The following is a 17,388-nucleotide window of genomic DNA, read 5'->3' on the forward strand; positions in this document are numbered from 1 at the left end:
ATTTGTTATTCGATCACAACTTTCTGAGTTAAGAATTCCGTTTCTGATTTTTTGAATTTAATTTCGAAAGTTCCTTTTGCAGTCGCTTTGAATTTGTAAACTGTTTTCTTTGGCGCTGGAATTTCCGTTGTGCAAATTTGTGATGGATATTTTGCAATTACTTGCAATCCTTTTACATCTCCAATTGTTACTTCTGAAATTTTATCGAATTCTGCACAAGCATTATCTACAACATAAGTAACATCATAACTTAATTCGTCATTTACTTTTCCTGTTGCCGGTCCTTTAATTTCTGTTACTAAAGCAGCCTTTGTAGTTGGAACTGGAGTTTTCTCATCGTTATCGTTACTGCATGACGCAAATGAAATTGACAAAAATAATACTACCAAAACTGATTTTAATCTAAAACTTTTCATATAAAATAATAATTAATTGTTAATTACTATGAAGACATGGCTTAGTTCCAAAGGTTGCTTATAGAAAATGTTAAAAAGTTTGAGTCAAATATTAAATAACTACAAATCAACAACTTATTTGATGAAAAAATATTCAAAAAATACCATTATTTCTTATGAAAATAAAAATTTTATTATCTAGCCCCGATAGGAACGGTATCTCCCGATTTAGAAAAACAAGGCTTTTTCAGCCGTAGTTTTTCTAAATCGGGAATTTAGTGGCTAGCGGGACAAAACGTTCTTCTGAAAACGATTTGATCTGCTTCTAAAACAAAAAAAAACACCAGCGTTAACTGATGTTTTCTTAAATATATTTTTGATGTGTATTAGGCTGTTTTCTTTTTAAAAATCTTTTTAAACATATTTACAAAAAGTAAAACTATAAATCCAAGTACTAATCCAACTGTAAATTCTTTGATAATTGAAGGAATTTTTATTTCTTCTGATAAATGGTGGAAAAATGGAATATAGTGTACAAATATTCCGCCTGCAACTAAAAGTAATGCTATTGTCCCAATTACTGTTAAACTTTTTATAACAACGGGGAGAGCTTTCACCAATAAATTTCCAATAAATCTCGAAAGGCTTTTTTCACTTTTACTATATTTAATAAGCTTGAAACCTGCTTCGTCCATCCTAACGATAAGTGCTACAATTCCGTAAACTCCAATCGTAGCAACTAAGGCAATTATAGAAGTTACAATTATCTTCTGTATAAGAGGTTGGTCCATTACAGTTCCTAAAGCAATAATTACGATTTCAACCGAAAGAATAAAATCTGTTATAATTGCTGACTTTACTTTTTCTTTTTCGATTACCAGGATTTCTTCTTCTGTAAGAACTTCATCGGTAATTCCTTCAGATTCTTCGTGTTTGTGAGGAAAAATAAATTCATAAATTTTTTCGGCTCCTTCGTATGCTAAAAAAAGTCCTCCCAAAACTAAAATTATTATAATTGCGATTGGAAAAAATGCGCTTAATAAAAATGCAATTGGAAGAATAATGATTTTATTAAGTAACGAACCTTTACTGATTGCCCATAAAACTGGTAATTCTCTTGAAGATGCAAATCCAGAAGCTTTTTCTGCATTTACTGCTAAATCGTCGCCTAGAATTCCAGCTGTTTTCTTTGCAGCAACTTTACTCATTACTGCAACATCATCCATAATTGCTGCGATATCATCTAATAGAACAAAAAAACCTGAAGCCATTTTTTAAATTTATTTTTAGTGGTGCGAATCTAGACAATTTGCGGTAATCTGCCCAATAATCGGGCATCTAAATTTATGTTTTTTATTCCTATTTTTCTGTATTGCGATTTTTAACTGCATTGTCCTAATAGAACCCACAAGATAATGAAAACTATAATTGTTCCGAAACAGCCGCCTCCTAACTTTTTAGCTCCGTATCCTGCAAGTAATCCTCTGAATATATTGTTCATGACTTTAAATTTTAATTAATAATTTGCTGATTTTTATAAACTTAAAATTGATTATTTTACAGACATAAATTGTTATAGAACTTGAATTAAAAGTTTCAGAATTTAAGCATAAAAAAAACACCAGTCTTTCGACTGATGCTTTCCTAAGAATTAACATGAAAAAAATTATTCAGCTGTTTGGTTTCTAAAAACCAAATTGCCATCGAAAGCATCTAATAAAATAATGCTGTCTGTTGTTATGTTTCCTGCCAAGATTTCTTTTGACAATTGATTTAAAACTTCTCTCTGAACCACACGTTTTACAGGTCTTGCACCAAAATGTGGATCGTAACCTTTGTCTGCCAAGTAAGCAATTGCTTCTGGAGTTGCATCCATTGTAATTCCTTGCAGTGCCAACATTTTTGTAACGCTTTTTAACTGTAAACTTACAATTCTTGAAATATTCTCTACAGTAAGTGGTGTAAACATTACAATTTCATCAATACGGTTGATAAACTCAGGACGAACGGTTTGTTTCAATAATCCTAAAACTTCGTTTTTAGCAGCTTCTGTAGCTGCTTCTACTCCGCCCTTTAGATTTTCGAACTTTTCCTGAATAATCTGACTTCCCATATTAGAAGTCATAATGATAATTGTGTTTCTGAAATCAGCCAAACGCCCTTTGTTGTCTGTTAAACGACCTTCATCTAGCACCTGCAATAAAATATTAAACGTGTCTGGATGCGCTTTTTCAATTTCATCTAAAAGCACAACAGAATAAGGTTTTCTACGAACGGCTTCTGTCAACTGACCACCTTCATCATAACCAACATATCCTGGAGGCGCACCAACTAAACGGCTCACACTGTGGCGTTCTTGATACTCACTCATATCGATACGCGTCATGGCATTTTCATCATCAAAAAGATATTCTGCTAGAGCTTTCGCCAATTCTGTTTTACCAACTCCCGTGGTTCCTAAGAATAAGAATGATCCAACAGGTTTTTTCATATCCTGTAAACCGGCACGGCTTCTACGAACGGCATCACTCACCGCCTCTATCGCTTCTTCCTGACCTACTACACGTTTGTGCAATTCGTCTTCCAAATGCAATAGTTTTTCTCTTTCTGTCTGAAGCATTTTGGTAACTGGAATTCCTGTCCATTTTGCAACCACTTCTGCAATATCTTCTCTAGTTACTTCTTCTTTGATTAAAGAATTTCCAGATTGGAATTCTAGCAGTTGTTTCTGTAATGTTTCTTGGCGTTCCTGTGCTTCTTTTATTTTTCCGTAACGAATTTCGGCTACTTTTCCGTAATCGCCGTCACGTTCTGCACGTTCTGCTTCGTATTTAAAGTCTTCAATTTCGTGTTTTACAGCCTGAATTCCGTCAACGATATCTTTTTCAGATTTCCATCTTGCATAGATTTCGTTTCGTTCTTCTTTCAGGTTGGCCAATTCCATACCTAAAATTTTCAGCTTGCTTTCTTCTTTTTCACGTTTGATGGCTTCGATTTCGATTTCCAACTGCATGATTTTACGATCCAAAACATCTAATTCTTCTGGTTTTGAATTGATTTCCATACGAAGTTTAGAAGCCGCTTCGTCCATCAAGTCAATCGCTTTATCTGGCAAGAAACGATTCGTAATATATCTTTGCGAAAGTTCTACCGCAGCGATAATCGCTTCGTCTTTAATTTGAACTTTATGGTGTGTTTCGTATTTCTCTTTGATTCCACGTAAAATCGAAATCGCACTTTCAGTATCTGGCTCATCGATTAATACTTTTTGGAAACGTCTTTCAAGTGCTTTGTCTTTTTCAAAATATTTTTGATATTCATCTAAAGTTGTTGCTCCAATCGCTCTCAACTCTCCACGAGCCAAAGCTGGTTTCAGGATATTAGCCGCATCCATTGCGCCTTCTCCTCCACCTGCTCCAACAAGCGTGTGAATCTCGTCAATAAACAAAACGATATCTCCGTCTGCCGCTGTAACTTCTTTTACAACCGATTTTAAACGTTCTTCGAATTCCCCTTTGTATTTCGCTCCGGCAATAAGAGCTCCCATATCTAGTGAGAAAACGATTTTATCTTTTAAATTTTCTGGAACATCTCCGTCTACAATTCTGTGTGCTAAACCTTCTGCAATTGCGGTTTTACCAACTCCTGGTTCACCAATTAACATCGGATTGTTTTTGGTTCTTCTAGTCAGGATTTGTAATACACGGCGAATTTCTTCGTCACGACCAATCACTGGATCGAGCTTTCCTGTTCTTGCTAATTCGTTTAAATTTTTAGCATATTTGTTTAGGGAATTATAAGTCTCTTCAGCTGAAGCCGATGTCACTCTTTCTCCTTTACGTAATTCTTCGATTGCTGCTTTCAGTCCTTTTCCGGTAACTCCTTGGTCTTTTAAGATTTGAGAAACTTTACTTTTTGAGTCGAAAATAGCTAGAATTAAATGCTCGATCGAAACGTATTCGTCGTTCATTTTTTGTGCAATAATTTCAGCTTCATTCAAAGCTTTATTTGCGTCTCTGGAAAGCATTACATCTCCTCCGGAAACTTTTGGAAAACTCTGAATTGTACTGTCCAAAATTTGAAGGAACAACGGAACGTTTACATTTAGTTTTTTCAAAAGAAATGGCGCTACGTTTTCGTCCACTTCAAAAATGGCTTTGAAAATGTGTTCATTTTCAATTTGCTGTTGGCCATTTCGCTGCGCTAATTGCTGCGACAACTGTATGGCTTCCTGCGATTTAATAGTAAATTTATTTATGTTCATATTTTTATAATTTGATTGATTTTATTTGTTTAATATTCTATAAGATTAAAGTTAAGATTTATTGAAGTACATTTTTAACTCAAATAATCTAACTTTGTAATCGAATAGACAAATTATATTCCACAACAAAAAAACAGACAAAACGGCATCAAAAAACTGATTTTTTTCATTTTTAAATGTCAAAAAGTCATAAAACAAGTCAAATATGAGTTTTTTTAATTCAATCTTCGGAAGTTCAGAGAACTCAGAAGCTCAAAAAAGTAACGTAAGCTGGACAGAATTGACGGATATGCTTCAGTTAATGGAAATAGAAGCAATTTCTCAAGAAAAACCTGTTGTAATTTTTAAACACAGCACAAGATGCAGCATCAGCCGTATGGCATTGAAACAATTTGAAAAGGAATTTGATCTTGAAGGCGTTGTAGATGCTTATTTCCTAGATTTGATTGCTCACCGTGATATTTCGAACGAAATCGCCAGCAGATTTGGAGTTTACCACGAATCACCGCAATTAATTTTAATCAAAAACGGAAAAGCAGTTTACGATGTTTCGCACAGCGATATTGATGCTGAGGCGCTTAAAAGTAAAGTGTAGTTTTTTGCCACAGATTAAAGAATTAAAAAGATTTTTTTTTTCGCCACGAATTACACGAATTTACACAAATCAATTCGTGAAAATTCGTGTAATTCGCGGCGACTTGACCAAGATTAGAAAATCATTTTAATTCTTTAATCTGTAGCAAAAGCAATTAAAAACTTTCACTAGATCCACCTCCGCTGAAACCTCCTCCTCCAAATTCCATTGGAGAATCTTGTGGTTTTGCTTCTGGTTTCATTCCAAAAGTCGAAGCCACAACTAAAGCTTCCGCATTTAAAATAGTATCTGAATGATTGATTCTATCTGGTTTGAATGTTAAACCGCTCTCTTTTTCTTTTAATTTTATAATTGAAAAATAAGCTATTGTAAATAAAACCAATCCTCCCAATGTGAGCGCCACTTCGATTGGCAGTACCGAATAATAATATCGAATGGTATAGATTGAAAATCCGATGGCGAGGAAACTTATCCAAAGCATTATTCTATCTTTTGCCCTTAAAGCCTGAACTAAATACACTGCAGGAACAATAAATGTAAAAGCATAAAAGAAAAAAGCAAACGGAATATCTGTTCCCGGTTTTACTTCTGTTCCCAAAAGTTCTGCTGAAAGTTCCCTTACAACCAAATAATTACAAGAAAGATAAAACAAAACGAGACAAAAGCTATTCGCTAATAAAAGTCCGTTGTAATAATAACTTTCACTCAAATTATTGATTGTTTTTTTTGTTACAAAATAGAGAATCCCAGCAAAAATCATAGCAGTAAATGGCAGAATTGCTTTTCCGATATCGCCGAATTCAAACATTAGATAAAACAAAAATTTTGTAAATGCTACACAAAAAACCAGCATCGAAAGTAAATGCAGGTATCTGATAAACATAAAAATTGACGTTACTGTAATAAAAAAAGCTATTATGGCTGGATTATCTGCTTCTGTGGTAATTCCAATAGCTAAACCGACATTCAAGATGGCACCTAATATAAAGGCATCGTCTAATCCGTGGTTATGAAAATTTTGCTTTGCCAATATTTCTGAACCTGCAAAACCGACAGCGGCAAAAATATAAAAGCAGATTTGGAAATAAGCATTCTCTCCACCTATTCCAAAAATCGAAATCGCACCACAAATCGAGCTATACAGCATAGCGCCAAGTATAAAGAATCCAATTCTAACCAAAATATTATCCTGACTTCTAAAAAGTGGCAATTCTTTTTTGATAAACTTCTTCTGTTCTTTGCTTATAAAACTTCCTTTGCATAAAGCATGAGCTTCATCAACTAAAATCTGATTATCGAGCATTCTTTTATCGTACACTATCATTCGGTAATTTCTTTATGAAAGTCTTTAACTAATTTAATAAACATTACAATTGAGCCTATAAAATAAGCAGGAAGTAATAAAATCACTAATTCCCAAATATCAGAGAAATCTAAATTTTCAAAAATTCTAAATAAAAATATATTAGCGCCTATATAGCCATAGAGAATCATAAAAACGTACAACGACATGGCATGATACTCATAACTGGCTTTATAAAAGTAATAGGTAGAAACCATTAAAAAAAACGCAAAAACCATCCATGTCAAAACATCGTGACTCGTCAAATTATTTATCGCAGCAATACTTATGATATGGAGAGCAAAAGTCAGAAAAATTAAGCCAAAGTGTATTTTTAAAGAGATTCTGCGACTATAAATTGTCCATAAAATCAATAAAACTCCTAACAAGACAGCCGAAAAACTCAAACTTTGACTAGCATAAAAATCATTATTTTTTAATAAATCCTGAGGCGTAACAGAAAGCCCGACATAAGCTGCCAAACCGGTAATTGCAATGGTCAAAACACTTCTATTATCAAAATAGTAAGCACAAAAAAAACTCACAACAGTTGGTACTAAAGTAGCTAACCCATAGTGTTCTCCAAAAGGTTTATATTGAAATTGAAGGTATCCGATGAAAATGCAAGTGAGGATATTGCCAGCCAAAACTAGATATTCTAAAACGGGGTGCTCAAAAGTTGTTTCTCCTTTCTGGAAGCCCTTCGCATATTTAAAACAATAAAAAAAACAAACCGCAATCACTACTAAAAGCAATGACAAAATCGCAATATGTCCAATTGAATCAATATTTTCATAAATCAAAATCCCGATTCCAGAGGTAAATAAAAGAACTGACAAATAAAGAAAGAGCTTTAATTCTGCGTTTACCGAAAAAATATTCAAACTTCTGTACGATTTTATTTCTTCAAACTGATTCTCCGTTATCAAGCCTTTTTCAAAAAGAGTTACAGTTGAGTGTTCACTAAATTTTTTCATTTTTAAATTTTAAACTGAAATTCAAATATATGTATTTAGTATGAATTTTCTCTTTTTAGAAAAGCGATAATTTCTCTGTAACATTTTCTTTTTTATTCCTTTAAATCAAAATTATTCTTTTTTAGTGTAAAAATCACACTTACACTTCTTAGAATCAAAACTTTAATACATAAAAATTTGATAAATTAATTTGAAATTAATCTGAAACTTTTACATTTGTGCAATCGATTACACTAACTATTAAGCCACACAAAAACCACAAATGAAAACAAAGCTTATTTTATTGGCACTACTTGTTCCATGTTCTATTCTTTTTGCTCAAAATTATTTTATGAACGCCCCCGAAGGTTTTGGAGCTTCTGCTGTTGGCGGGGGAAACACGACTCCGGTAACGGTTTCTACCCTAGCTGATTTGACTTCAAAACTAAAACTTACTACGCCACAAGTAATTTTAGTTTCTGGAACTATTAACTGTTCTTACACCAGTTTATTAGTAAAAGACAAAACGATAATTGGGCTTCCAGGCGCTCGATTAGTAAACCTTGACCAAACGGCTGCGAATTCTGGAATTTTAAATCTAAAATCTGGTTCTAACAATATTATTATTCGAAATCTGATTTTTGAAGGCCCTGGCGCATACGACGTTGACGGTCATGATAATTTAACTTCTGAAGCAACTAATATTTGGGTTGATCATTGTGAATTTCAAGACGGAATGGATGGTAATTTTGACAACAAAGGTGATGCTGACAATGTTACAATTTCTTGGTGTAAGTTTACTTATCTAAAAACACCCAAAGCTGGAGGAACCGGTGGAGCTGACGATCACAGATTTTCAAATCTAGTCGGATCTTCTAAAACTGATGCGCCAGCTGATGGTCATTACAGCATTACTTTTAAGAATTGTTATTGGGCAAAGGGATGCAGACAAAGAATGCCGCGTGTTAGAAATGCTGAAATCCATATTTTAAACTGTCTTTACAACACCTCTGAATCTGGTTCTTTGGCAATTGGATTAGGTGGTGGAATCAAAAATTCGACTTGTTATGTAGAGGGCAGTGATTTTACTAATGTTGATAAAGTTTTTAAAGAATACACCAGTACAGATGGCGGTGAAATCGGAATTGCATTTGACCATTGCCATAAAGGCCCAATGGATTTTGGTACGAAAGTAACTAAACCATCTTATGTTTACACGACAATTCCTTTAGGAAAAGTGGAAGAATTTGTTTCTGATAAATCCTGCGGCGCTGGAGCAACATTACAAGTAACTCCTACAGGTTTAGTGTCTACAAGTTGTAGCAACAAAAGTTAATTGAAAATTAAATAGACATAAAAAAACCGATTTGCTCAACAACAAATCGGTTTTTCTTTTTTTAGAAAGAGCTTAAAAAGCAGCTTTCATTTTATCTTTTATCGAATCAAGACATAAATTGTTGATACTTCCTTCGTGCGTGTGTTTTGTTTCTTTTGGAGATTTGTATGTTCCTGCTTCTAATTGTTCAGCAACAGCTTTGTAAGCATCTCTAAACGGCATTCCCGCAACAACCATTTCGTTTAAAGTATCTACTGTAAACAAATAATCGTATTTCTTATCTTCTAAAATATGATCTTTTACTGTAATATCTTTTATTGAAAAAATGGCAATATCCAAAGAAGATTTCAAAGTCTGAATCGCTGGAAACAAACCTTCTTTTAAAAGCTGTAAATCCCTGTGGTAACCGCTTGGAAGATTATTGGTAATTAAAGTGATTTCGTATGGAAGTGCCTGAATTTTGTTGCATTTTCCTCTGATTAATTCAAAAACATCTGGATTCTTTTTATGAGGCATAATGCTTGAACCTGTCGTAAGATGTGCCGGAAGACCAATAAAATCGAAATTCTGGCTCATATACAAACAAACGTCCATTGCGAATTTTGATAACGTTCCTGCAACGCTTGTCATCGCAAAAGCAACTGTTTTTTCTGCTTTTCCACGGCTCATTTGCGCAGCAACCGCGTTGTACTTTAAGGTTTCAAAACCTAATTCTTGTGTTGTAAATGCTCTGTTGATTGGAAATGAACTTCCGTAACCTGCAGCAGATCCTAACGGATTCTGATCTACAATTTTTGAAGCGGCGTTCAGCATCGTAATATCATCAATCAAACTTTCAGCGTAAGCTGAAAACCACATTCCGAATGACGATGGCATTGCAATTTGTAAATGCGTATAACCTGGTAATAAAACGTTTTGATGTTTTTCTGCCGATTCCATCAGCAAATCAAACAATGTTTTTACCTGCTCTTTTATTGCTTTTAACTCGTCTTTTAAATATAAATGAACATCCACTAAAACCTGATCGTTACGAGAACGTGCGGTGTGGATTTTCTTTCCTGCATCGCCTAGTTTTACCGTTAATAGGTATTCGATTTTAGAATGTACGTCTTCGAAACTGTCTTCGATTTTGAAATTACCTACTACAATATCTGCAATGATTTCGTTTAATGCATCAACTAAAGAAGTTGTTTCTTCTTGAGTTAATAAACCAATTTGCCCAAGCATTTTGGCATGTGCAATTGAACCTAAAGCATCGTATTTTGCTAAAACTAAATCCAATTCTCGGTCGTTTCCAACGGTGAATTGTTCGATTTGTTTATCTGTTGGTATTCCTTTTTCCCAAAGTTTCATAAGATGTATGTTTTTTGTTTCACAGAGATACTCAAAGGTTCTCAGAGATTCACAAAGTTTCTTTTTTTACTTAATGTTTCTAAGTTCCTGAGTGTCCTAGCCCCGATAGTAGTGGAAATCCTTTTGTGCCGGGGTTCGGCACAAAAGATTGGAACGGATAGCGGGATTAGCTCCTAAAAAATATTATAATTTAAAGAAATCAGTTAGTATTTTGATGTACAAATCGACTCCTTCTTCAATTTCATTTATAAAAATAAATTCGTCTGCTGAATGTGAACGCAATGTTTCTCCTGGTCCTAATTTCAAAGACTGACAGCTTAAAACCGATTGATCTGAAAGTGTTGGCGAACCGTAAGTTGTTCTTCCTAATGCAATTCCCGCCTGAACTAAACCGTGTGCAACTGGAATAGAAGATGCATTTAAATGCATAGATCTTGGCGTTACTTCGGCATTTACATTTGCTTTAACCACTTCTAAGATTTCAGCATTGGTATAACGGTCTGTTACACGAATATCTACAACCAAATCACATTCTGATGGCACTACGTTGTGCTGTTTTCCAGCATTGATTTGCGTTACAGTCATTTTTACGGGACCTAAAACATCTGAGATTTTGTCGAATTTATATTTTTTAAACCATTCCATTACCGGAATTGATTTGTATAATGCGTTATCATCGTTTTGATGTGCAGCGTGGCTTGCAGTTCCTTTTACTTTTACATCTAAAACTAAAAGTCCTTTTTCCGCAACTGCCAATTGCATTAAGGTTGGTTCTCCAACAATCGCGCAATCTAATTCTGGCAAGCTTTTTAAAACGCTATTTAAACCATTTTTTCCACTGCTTTCTTCTTCGGCGGAAGCTACAATTACAATATTGTGAGAAAGGTTTTGGTTTTCGTAGAAATGTACAAAGGTTGCTAATAATGAAACTAAACATCCTCCAGCGTCATTACTTCCTAATCCGAATAATTTTCCGTCTTTTTCAATTGCTTTGAACGGGTCGTTGGTGTATGCCTGATTTGGACGTACGGTATCGTGATGTGAGTTTAGTAAAAGTGTTGGTTTGTTTTCGTCGAAATATTTGTTAAAAGCCCACACATTGTTGTTCTCTCTCTTGAATGGAATTTCGTTCTGATTGAACCAATTTTCAATTAAAAGAGCCGTCTGATCTTCTTCACTTGAAAATGAAGGCGTTTCGATTAAGCTTCTTAATAAACTAATTGCTTCCTGGGTAAGCGTATCTATATTTTTCATTTTGTTGTGCTCTTGCCGCAAAGGCGCTAAGTCGCTAAGTTTTTTTTTAGTTTTTACTTTGTTAACTAAATAATATGCGACATTTTTAATTGGCGCAAATTTCTTAAATTAATATTTAAAAGTACTGCGCAACTCTGTTTTTTTGCCACTAATTACACGAATTTTCGCAAATTGTTTTTTTGTTTTAGATTTAAAATCAAAATGATTTTTTTAATGTTCATCTAAAACTATTTTCTCTCTTAACAGTCAAAATTAATGTCAATTCGTGACAGCATTTTTTATAACGTAATCGTTGTATGCGGAATATTTGAATTTTGGAGCATTCTGTGATGACCAATTTTGATTTTCTGCACACCTCTTGATAAACTATTGAAACAGTTATCCAGTTTTGGAATCATTCCGGAATGGATTACTTTTTCTTCTTTTAGTTTGTTGTATAATGGTTCGTTGATTTCTGTTATTACAGATGATTCGTCTTCTGAATCTTGCAAAACACCTTGTTTTTCAAAACAATATGTCAACGTTACATCAAAAACTTCAGATAATGCAATAGATAATTCGCTTGCAATGGTGTCAGCATTGGTGTTCAGTAATTGTCCATTTTTATCGTGAGTGATGGCACAGAAAACAGGAACAACTCCTGCTTCTAATAAAGTTGCCAATAATTTGGTGTTGACTTGTTTTACATCGCCCACAAATCCGTAATCAATTGTTGGGTGATTTCTTTTTGTTGACTGAATTAAATTCCCGTCAGCTCCTGAAAAACCAATTGCGTTATTGTCTTTTGCCTGCAATTGCGCTACAATATGTTTGTTGATTTGTCCGGCGTAAATCATGACCACAACATCAAGCATTGGAGCATCTGTAATTCGGCGTCCGTCAATCATTTGCGGAACCAAACCAATACTCTGCGCCATTTTTGTAGCCGATTTTCCACCGCCGTGAACTAAAACTTTATATCCTTCGATTTTAGAAAAATCGGTTAAAAATTGTTCTAATTCTGCCGGATTGTCGATGATGTTTCCACCTATTTTTATTACTGATACGTTCATTTCTTTTAAGGTTCAAAGAGGCAGAGGTGCAAAGGTTCAAAGGTTTTTCTCAAGGCGTAAAACCTCTGAACCTTTGCCACTTTGAGCCTTTGCACCTAAATTTACAATTTTTTAAGAATCTTTTGTAAAACTAATTGTGCTGAATATGTTCTATTATTCGCTTGTTCGATTACGATTGAATTTTCTCCGTCTAAAACTTCGTCACTTACAATTACATTTCTACGAACTGGAAGACAGTGCATGAATTTTCCGTTGTTGGTTAAAGCCATTTTTTCAGCTGTTACTGTCCAATTTGGATCGCTGTTGGTTACTTTTCCGTAATCGTTGAAATTACTCCAGTTTTTTACGTAAACGAAATCTGCATTTTCAAACGCTTTGTTTTGATCGTATTCGATTTTACAGTCTTTTGTAATTTCTGGGCTTAGTTCATATCCTTCTGGATGTGTGATTACAAAATCCATATCTTTTTGCAACTGCATCATTTCTACGAATGAATTCGCAACTGCCTGCGGCAACGCTTTTGGATGTGGTGCCCACGAAAGCACTACTTTTGGTTTGTCTTTGTGTCTAGGTTTGAATTCTTCCATTGTAATCGCATCTGCCAACGACTGTAATGGGTGACGAATAGCACTTTCCATATTTACGATTGGCACGGTAGCATATTTAAGAAATCCTGAAATTACAGTTTCCTGATAATCTTTTTCTTTGTCAACCAAACCTGCAAAAGCACGAATTGCGATAATATCACAATATTGTGAAACTACTTCTGCAGCTTCTTTGATATGTTCTGATGCACCAGAATTCATTACGGCTCCATCTTCAAATTCTAAAGTCCATCCTTCGTTTGTAAAATTCATTACCATAACGTTCATTCCTAAGTTTAGTGCCGCTTTTTGAGTACTCAAACGTGTTCTTAAACTTGGATTGAAGAATAACATTCCTAAAGTTTTATTCTTTCCTAAACTTTGATTTTTAAGCGGATTCTTTTTGATTTTTATCGCTTGTTTTACCCATTTTGATAATGAGTTGATTTCTTTTATTGAGATATAGTTCATTTGTTTTCTTTTTAATTTAGATAATGTGATAATTAGAAAATTGGATAATTGTGCATTATCTAATTAACTAATTTTCTAATTGACTCATTAGATTATTTTCGTAAAAGGAATTTCATCTTTTAATGCTTTTAGAATAAAATTATCATTTAATCCATTCACAATCCAGGTTTCAATATTTGCTGTTTTTGCGATTCCTGCTGCTTCTATTTTAGATTGCATTCCTCCTGTTCCATGTGATGATTTTGATTCGCCGATTTCTTTTTCGAGTGATTTTAAATCATTTACCAATTTGATTGTTTCCGGAACTTCATCGTGAATGGATTCTTTCGTATAAATTCCATTTGTATTGGTGGCAATTATCAGAATATCTACATTTAAAAGAACTGCTGTTAAAGCCGCTAATTTATCATTATCTCCAAACCGAATCTCATCTGTGGCAACGGTATCATTTTCATTGATAATCGGAATATAATTATTTTTAACCAATACATTAATGGTATTTACAATGTTCTTTTTGGTCTGCTCTTTTTCGAAATCAGAATAAGAAAGTAAACACTGCGAAGTATTTAATCCTAAATCCTTAAAATTTTCATTGTAAATCCGCATCAAATGAGGCTGTCCGATAGAAGCTAAAGCCTGTTTTACAAAAACATCTTTATCCTGATTATCCAGTTTTACAAATTGCTTCGCTGCAGCAATTGCTCCTGAACTTACGATGATAAACTCATATTCGTCGTTTAAAGCTGCAATCTGTATTCCGAGGTCTTCAATCTTTCCCCGCGAAATATGATTGGTTTCTTTCGTTAAAGTATTACTTCCTATTTTTAATAAAATCCTTTTTTTCATTTTGTTATCTGCCACAAAGGCGCTAAGGCACAAAGTTTTTTTTAAATCTATTAAGGTGCAATTGTTTAATTATCTAATTGACACATTATCTAATTATCTCAATTACCTAATCTGTCCTTCTCCGTAAACGTACCATTTATTGGTTACAAGATGCTGAAGACCGATTGGGCCACGTTGATGCAATTTATCTGTGCTTATCGCTAACTCACCTCCAAGACCGAATTGTCCGCCATCTGTGAATCTGGTCGATGCATTTTGATAAACCGCCGCTGCATCTATCGATTCCATAAACTGCTGTGCGATTTCATTATCTCTGGTAATAATTGCTGCTGAATGTCCTCCGCAATATTTATTGATCATATTAATTGCATGTTCTTGAGAATCGATGGTTCCGATTACGATTTTATAATCTAAAAACTCTTCGTACCAAATATCTTCGTTTTGAAATGTTTTAGTATTTTCGAAATTCTCTAAAGATTTATCGACAATAACTTCAACTTTGGCTTCAGTTAAAGCTTCAATTAGCATGGCAGTAAAACCTTCAAAATTTGGAAGTTTCGAATCAATTAAAACTTTATCTAAAGCATTACAAGCTGAAATTTTAGCTGTTTTAGCATTTAAAATTACTTTTAAAGCCAAATCTGTATCTGCTTTTTCATGAACGTAAACGAAATTATTTCCGCGTCCGCTTACAATTACCGGACAAGTTGCGTGTGCTTTTACAAACTCAATTAATTTTTCTCCGCCTCTCGGAACTATTAAATCAACTTTTTGAGTTGGTTTTTCTAAAAAAGCCTGAGTTTCTGTTCTGTTGTAATTCAAATATTCCACCCAGTCTTTTGAAACTTCGTTTTCTTCCAAAGCTTTGTGCCAAAGACTTACGATTTTCAAATTTGATTTTAAAGACTCTTTTCCTCCTTTTAATAAAATCTTATTTCCTGATTTAAAGGCAATTCCGCCTGCTTCGATGGTAACATCGGGACGAGATTCGTAAATAATTAAAATCGTTCCGAAAGCGGCAGTTTTATTTATAACTTTTATTCCATTATCGTGTGTAAAATGAAAACGCTCAACGCCAACGGGATCTTCTTGAGAAGCTAATTGGTTTAATGATAAAATCATTTCGTCGACTTTTTTATCATCTACTTTTAAGCGTTCTTCCATCGCTAAATCTGAGCCGTCGTAATCAGCAAGATCTTCCTGATTGGTTAAGATAATCTGATTCCGCTCCTGTTCGACCAGCTTTGCCATAGTCCGCAGTACGAGATTGCGTTTTTCAATTGATAATGGATTCATAATTTCTTGTTGGTTGGTTGTTTTTTGGTTGTTTCTTTTATCGAAACTTTATTGATCCTAACAGGTTTCTAAAACCTGTTAAGAAATTTTATTGAATATTTATAATTTCATCATATTCTAAATTCCGATGCCAAATGTCATCTTCATCTTCTCCTGAATATTTCCCTACATTACAAAAAACAGCTTTAACAAACCAATTTTCATTATTATTGAAAATAAATTTATCATCATGTTTCTTTATTTCGAGAATATCAAATCTATCTGGAATCGAAATAAAATCAACTGCACTAAAAATTAAATCAATAGTAGTATCAGGATCATCGTAATTAAAATCGTAAACAACATCATCATATTGTTTTTCACTTCTCAATATTAATGTTGAATGACTTACAGTATACATCCAAATCCTAAAAATTCGGTTTGATTCAAATTTTTTGGAAATATTCATTTTTGAATTTCTAATTTTTAAGTTCTTCTAAACTTTCTTTTAAAGCTTTTACAAACGTATCAATATCAGCTTTTTTCACTGTAAGCGGCGGTAAAATTCTTAATAGATTTTTATTGTTCGCGCTTCCTGTAAAAATGTGTTTTTCTATGATTAATTTCTTTCTTAAAGTTGCAACATCAAAATCAAACTCAACACCAAGCATTAAACCTTTTCCTTTTACTTGTTTGATGCCCTCAACTTCTTTGATTTTCTCTAAGAAATATTCATAAACTTCGTTTACATTTTTCTGTAAATCCAGTTTTTCAATTACATCTAAAACTGCAATTCCTGCTGCACAAGACAAATGGCTTCCACCGAAAGTAGTTCCTAATAATCCAAAACTAGCTTCAAATTTTGGAGAAATCAAAATCGCTCCAACCGGAAAACCGTTCCCCATTCCTTTTGCAACGGAGATAATATCAGCGTTGATTCCGTGATGTTGGAAAGCGAAGAATTTTCCGCTTCTTCCGTATCCTGATTGTACTTCGTCTAAGATTAAAACAACATCATGTTTTTTACATGCTTTTTCTAAAGCCTGAAAAAATTCAGTTGTTCCTTGGTCTAAACCTCCAACTCCTTGAATTCCTTCGATAATTACTGCTGTAACATCTCCTTTAGCCAATTCTGCTTCAACTAATTCAATTTGGTTTAGCGGTAAAAAGGTTACTTCTTGTTGTGCGTTGATTGGAGCAACGATTTTTTTGTTATCAGTAACTGCAACAGCTGCAGAAGTTCTTCCGTGGAAAGAATTATCAAAAGCTACAACTCTTGATTTTCCGTTATGGAAAGAAGCTAATTTTAAAGCATTTTCGTTTGCTTCAGCTCCAGAACTGCATAAAAACAATTCATAATCTTCAAGACCAGAAAGTTTTCCTAATTTCTGAGCCAATTCAACCTGCAAAGGATTCTGAATGGCATTCGAATAAAAACCTAAGTTATCTATCTGATTCTTCAATTTTGCTACATAATCCGGCTGCGTGTGTCCGATAGAAATCACACCATGTCCGCTGTATAAATCTAAATATTCTACTCCTTTGTCGTCAATAATGGTACAATCTACTGCTTTTACTGGAGTTATGTCGTATAATGGGTAAACGTTGAATAAGTTCATTTTTTAAAAAGTTAAATGTTATTTGTAAAATGTGAGAAGTTTTAGT

Annotated in this window: 15 protein-coding genes; 2 read left to right on the forward strand and 13 right to left on the reverse strand. The window is 33.9% G+C overall.

The genetic code is table 11. The features are described from left to right. Positions 1-5: 5 nt before the first annotated feature. From ACFFLS_RS22290 to clpB, 3 genes are all read right to left on the reverse strand, one after another. On the reverse strand, positions 6-416 hold the full coding sequence (locus ACFFLS_RS22290) for a hypothetical protein (RefSeq protein WP_379687582.1): 411 nt from the start codon (positions 414-416) through the stop codon (positions 6-8). 365 nt (positions 417-781) lie between these two features. Beyond that, a complete protein-coding gene (locus ACFFLS_RS22295; RefSeq protein ID WP_379687584.1) occupies positions 782-1,666 on the reverse strand; it encodes a DUF808 domain-containing protein in 885 nt (294 codons plus the stop codon). A gap of 395 nt (positions 1,667-2,061) precedes the next feature. Continuing rightward, complete coding sequence (gene clpB / locus ACFFLS_RS22300) at positions 2,062-4,659, reverse strand: ATP-dependent chaperone ClpB (protein ID WP_379687585.1); 2,598 nt, start codon at positions 4,657-4,659, stop codon at positions 2,062-2,064. A gap of 205 nt (positions 4,660-4,864) precedes the next feature. Between clpB and ytxJ the strand changes: the two genes are divergently transcribed. Then, entirely contained in the window at positions 4,865-5,254 is a 390-nt protein-coding gene (ytxJ, locus tag ACFFLS_RS22305) for a bacillithiol system redox-active protein YtxJ (protein WP_379687587.1), read from the forward strand. Positions 5,255-5,408: 154 nt separating this feature from the next. Here ytxJ and ACFFLS_RS22310 read toward each other — a convergent pair whose 3' ends face one another. Further along, the gene (locus tag ACFFLS_RS22310; RefSeq protein WP_379687589.1) at positions 5,409-6,578 is read right to left on the reverse strand and encodes a hypothetical protein; all 1,170 of its coding nucleotides are present in this window, start codon (positions 6,576-6,578) and stop codon (positions 5,409-5,411) included. Then, positions 6,575-7,573 (reverse strand): DUF2157 domain-containing protein, encoded by a 999-nt coding sequence (locus ACFFLS_RS22315; RefSeq protein ID WP_379687590.1) that lies wholly within the window; start codon positions 7,571-7,573, stop codon positions 6,575-6,577. Before ACFFLS_RS22315 ends, ACFFLS_RS22310 begins: the two co-directional genes overlap by 4 nt. A 262-nt stretch (positions 7,574-7,835) precedes the next feature. Between ACFFLS_RS22315 and ACFFLS_RS22320 the strand changes: the two genes are divergently transcribed. Beyond that, the gene (locus ACFFLS_RS22320; protein WP_379687592.1) at positions 7,836-8,888 is read left to right on the forward strand and encodes a pectate lyase family protein; all 1,053 of its coding nucleotides are present in this window, start codon (positions 7,836-7,838) and stop codon (positions 8,886-8,888) included. Positions 8,889-8,960: 72 nt separating this feature from the next. Here ACFFLS_RS22320 and argH read toward each other — a convergent pair whose 3' ends face one another. The 8 genes from argH to ACFFLS_RS22360 all read right to left on the reverse strand — a co-directional run bounded on the left by argH (position 8,961) and on the right by ACFFLS_RS22360 (position 17,342). Further along, positions 8,961-10,241, reverse strand: coding sequence for an argininosuccinate lyase (gene argH / locus ACFFLS_RS22325; protein WP_379687593.1), 1,281 nt, complete (start codon positions 10,239-10,241; stop codon positions 8,961-8,963). A 183-nt stretch (positions 10,242-10,424) separates the two neighbouring features. After that, complete coding sequence (locus tag ACFFLS_RS22330; RefSeq protein WP_379687595.1) at positions 10,425-11,495, reverse strand: M20 family metallo-hydrolase; 1,071 nt, start codon at positions 11,493-11,495, stop codon at positions 10,425-10,427. Between the two features lie 278 nt (positions 11,496-11,773). Beyond that, positions 11,774-12,547, reverse strand: a complete 774-nt coding sequence (gene argB, locus ACFFLS_RS22335) for an acetylglutamate kinase (RefSeq protein WP_379687597.1) — start codon at positions 12,545-12,547, stop codon at positions 11,774-11,776. 101 nt (positions 12,548-12,648) lie between these two features. After that, positions 12,649-13,602 carry an N-acetylornithine carbamoyltransferase gene (locus tag ACFFLS_RS22340; protein WP_379687599.1) on the reverse strand — a complete coding sequence of 318 codons (954 nt, stop codon included), beginning with the start codon at positions 13,600-13,602 and terminating at the stop codon, positions 12,649-12,651. 87 nt (positions 13,603-13,689) lie between these two features. After that, positions 13,690-14,448: a glutamate 5-kinase gene (proB, locus tag ACFFLS_RS22345; RefSeq protein ID WP_379687601.1), complete on the reverse strand. Its 759-nt coding sequence runs from the start codon at positions 14,446-14,448 to the stop codon at positions 13,690-13,692. 102 nt (positions 14,449-14,550) lie between these two features. Continuing rightward, the gene (locus ACFFLS_RS22350) at positions 14,551-15,744 is read right to left on the reverse strand and encodes a glutamate-5-semialdehyde dehydrogenase (protein ID WP_379687603.1); all 1,194 of its coding nucleotides are present in this window, start codon (positions 15,742-15,744) and stop codon (positions 14,551-14,553) included. Between the two features lie 88 nt (positions 15,745-15,832). Beyond that, positions 15,833-16,192 carry a hypothetical protein gene (locus ACFFLS_RS22355; RefSeq protein ID WP_379687604.1) on the reverse strand — a complete coding sequence of 120 codons (360 nt, stop codon included), beginning with the start codon at positions 16,190-16,192 and terminating at the stop codon, positions 15,833-15,835. Between the two features lie 10 nt (positions 16,193-16,202). Beyond that, positions 16,203-17,342, reverse strand: a complete 1,140-nt coding sequence (locus ACFFLS_RS22360) for an aspartate aminotransferase family protein (RefSeq protein WP_379687605.1) — start codon at positions 17,340-17,342, stop codon at positions 16,203-16,205. Positions 17,343-17,388 lie beyond the last annotated feature (46 nt).

Source organism: Flavobacterium procerum, assembly GCF_042431625.1.
Classification (GTDB): domain Bacteria; phylum Bacteroidota; class Bacteroidia; order Flavobacteriales; family Flavobacteriaceae; genus Flavobacterium; species Flavobacterium procerum.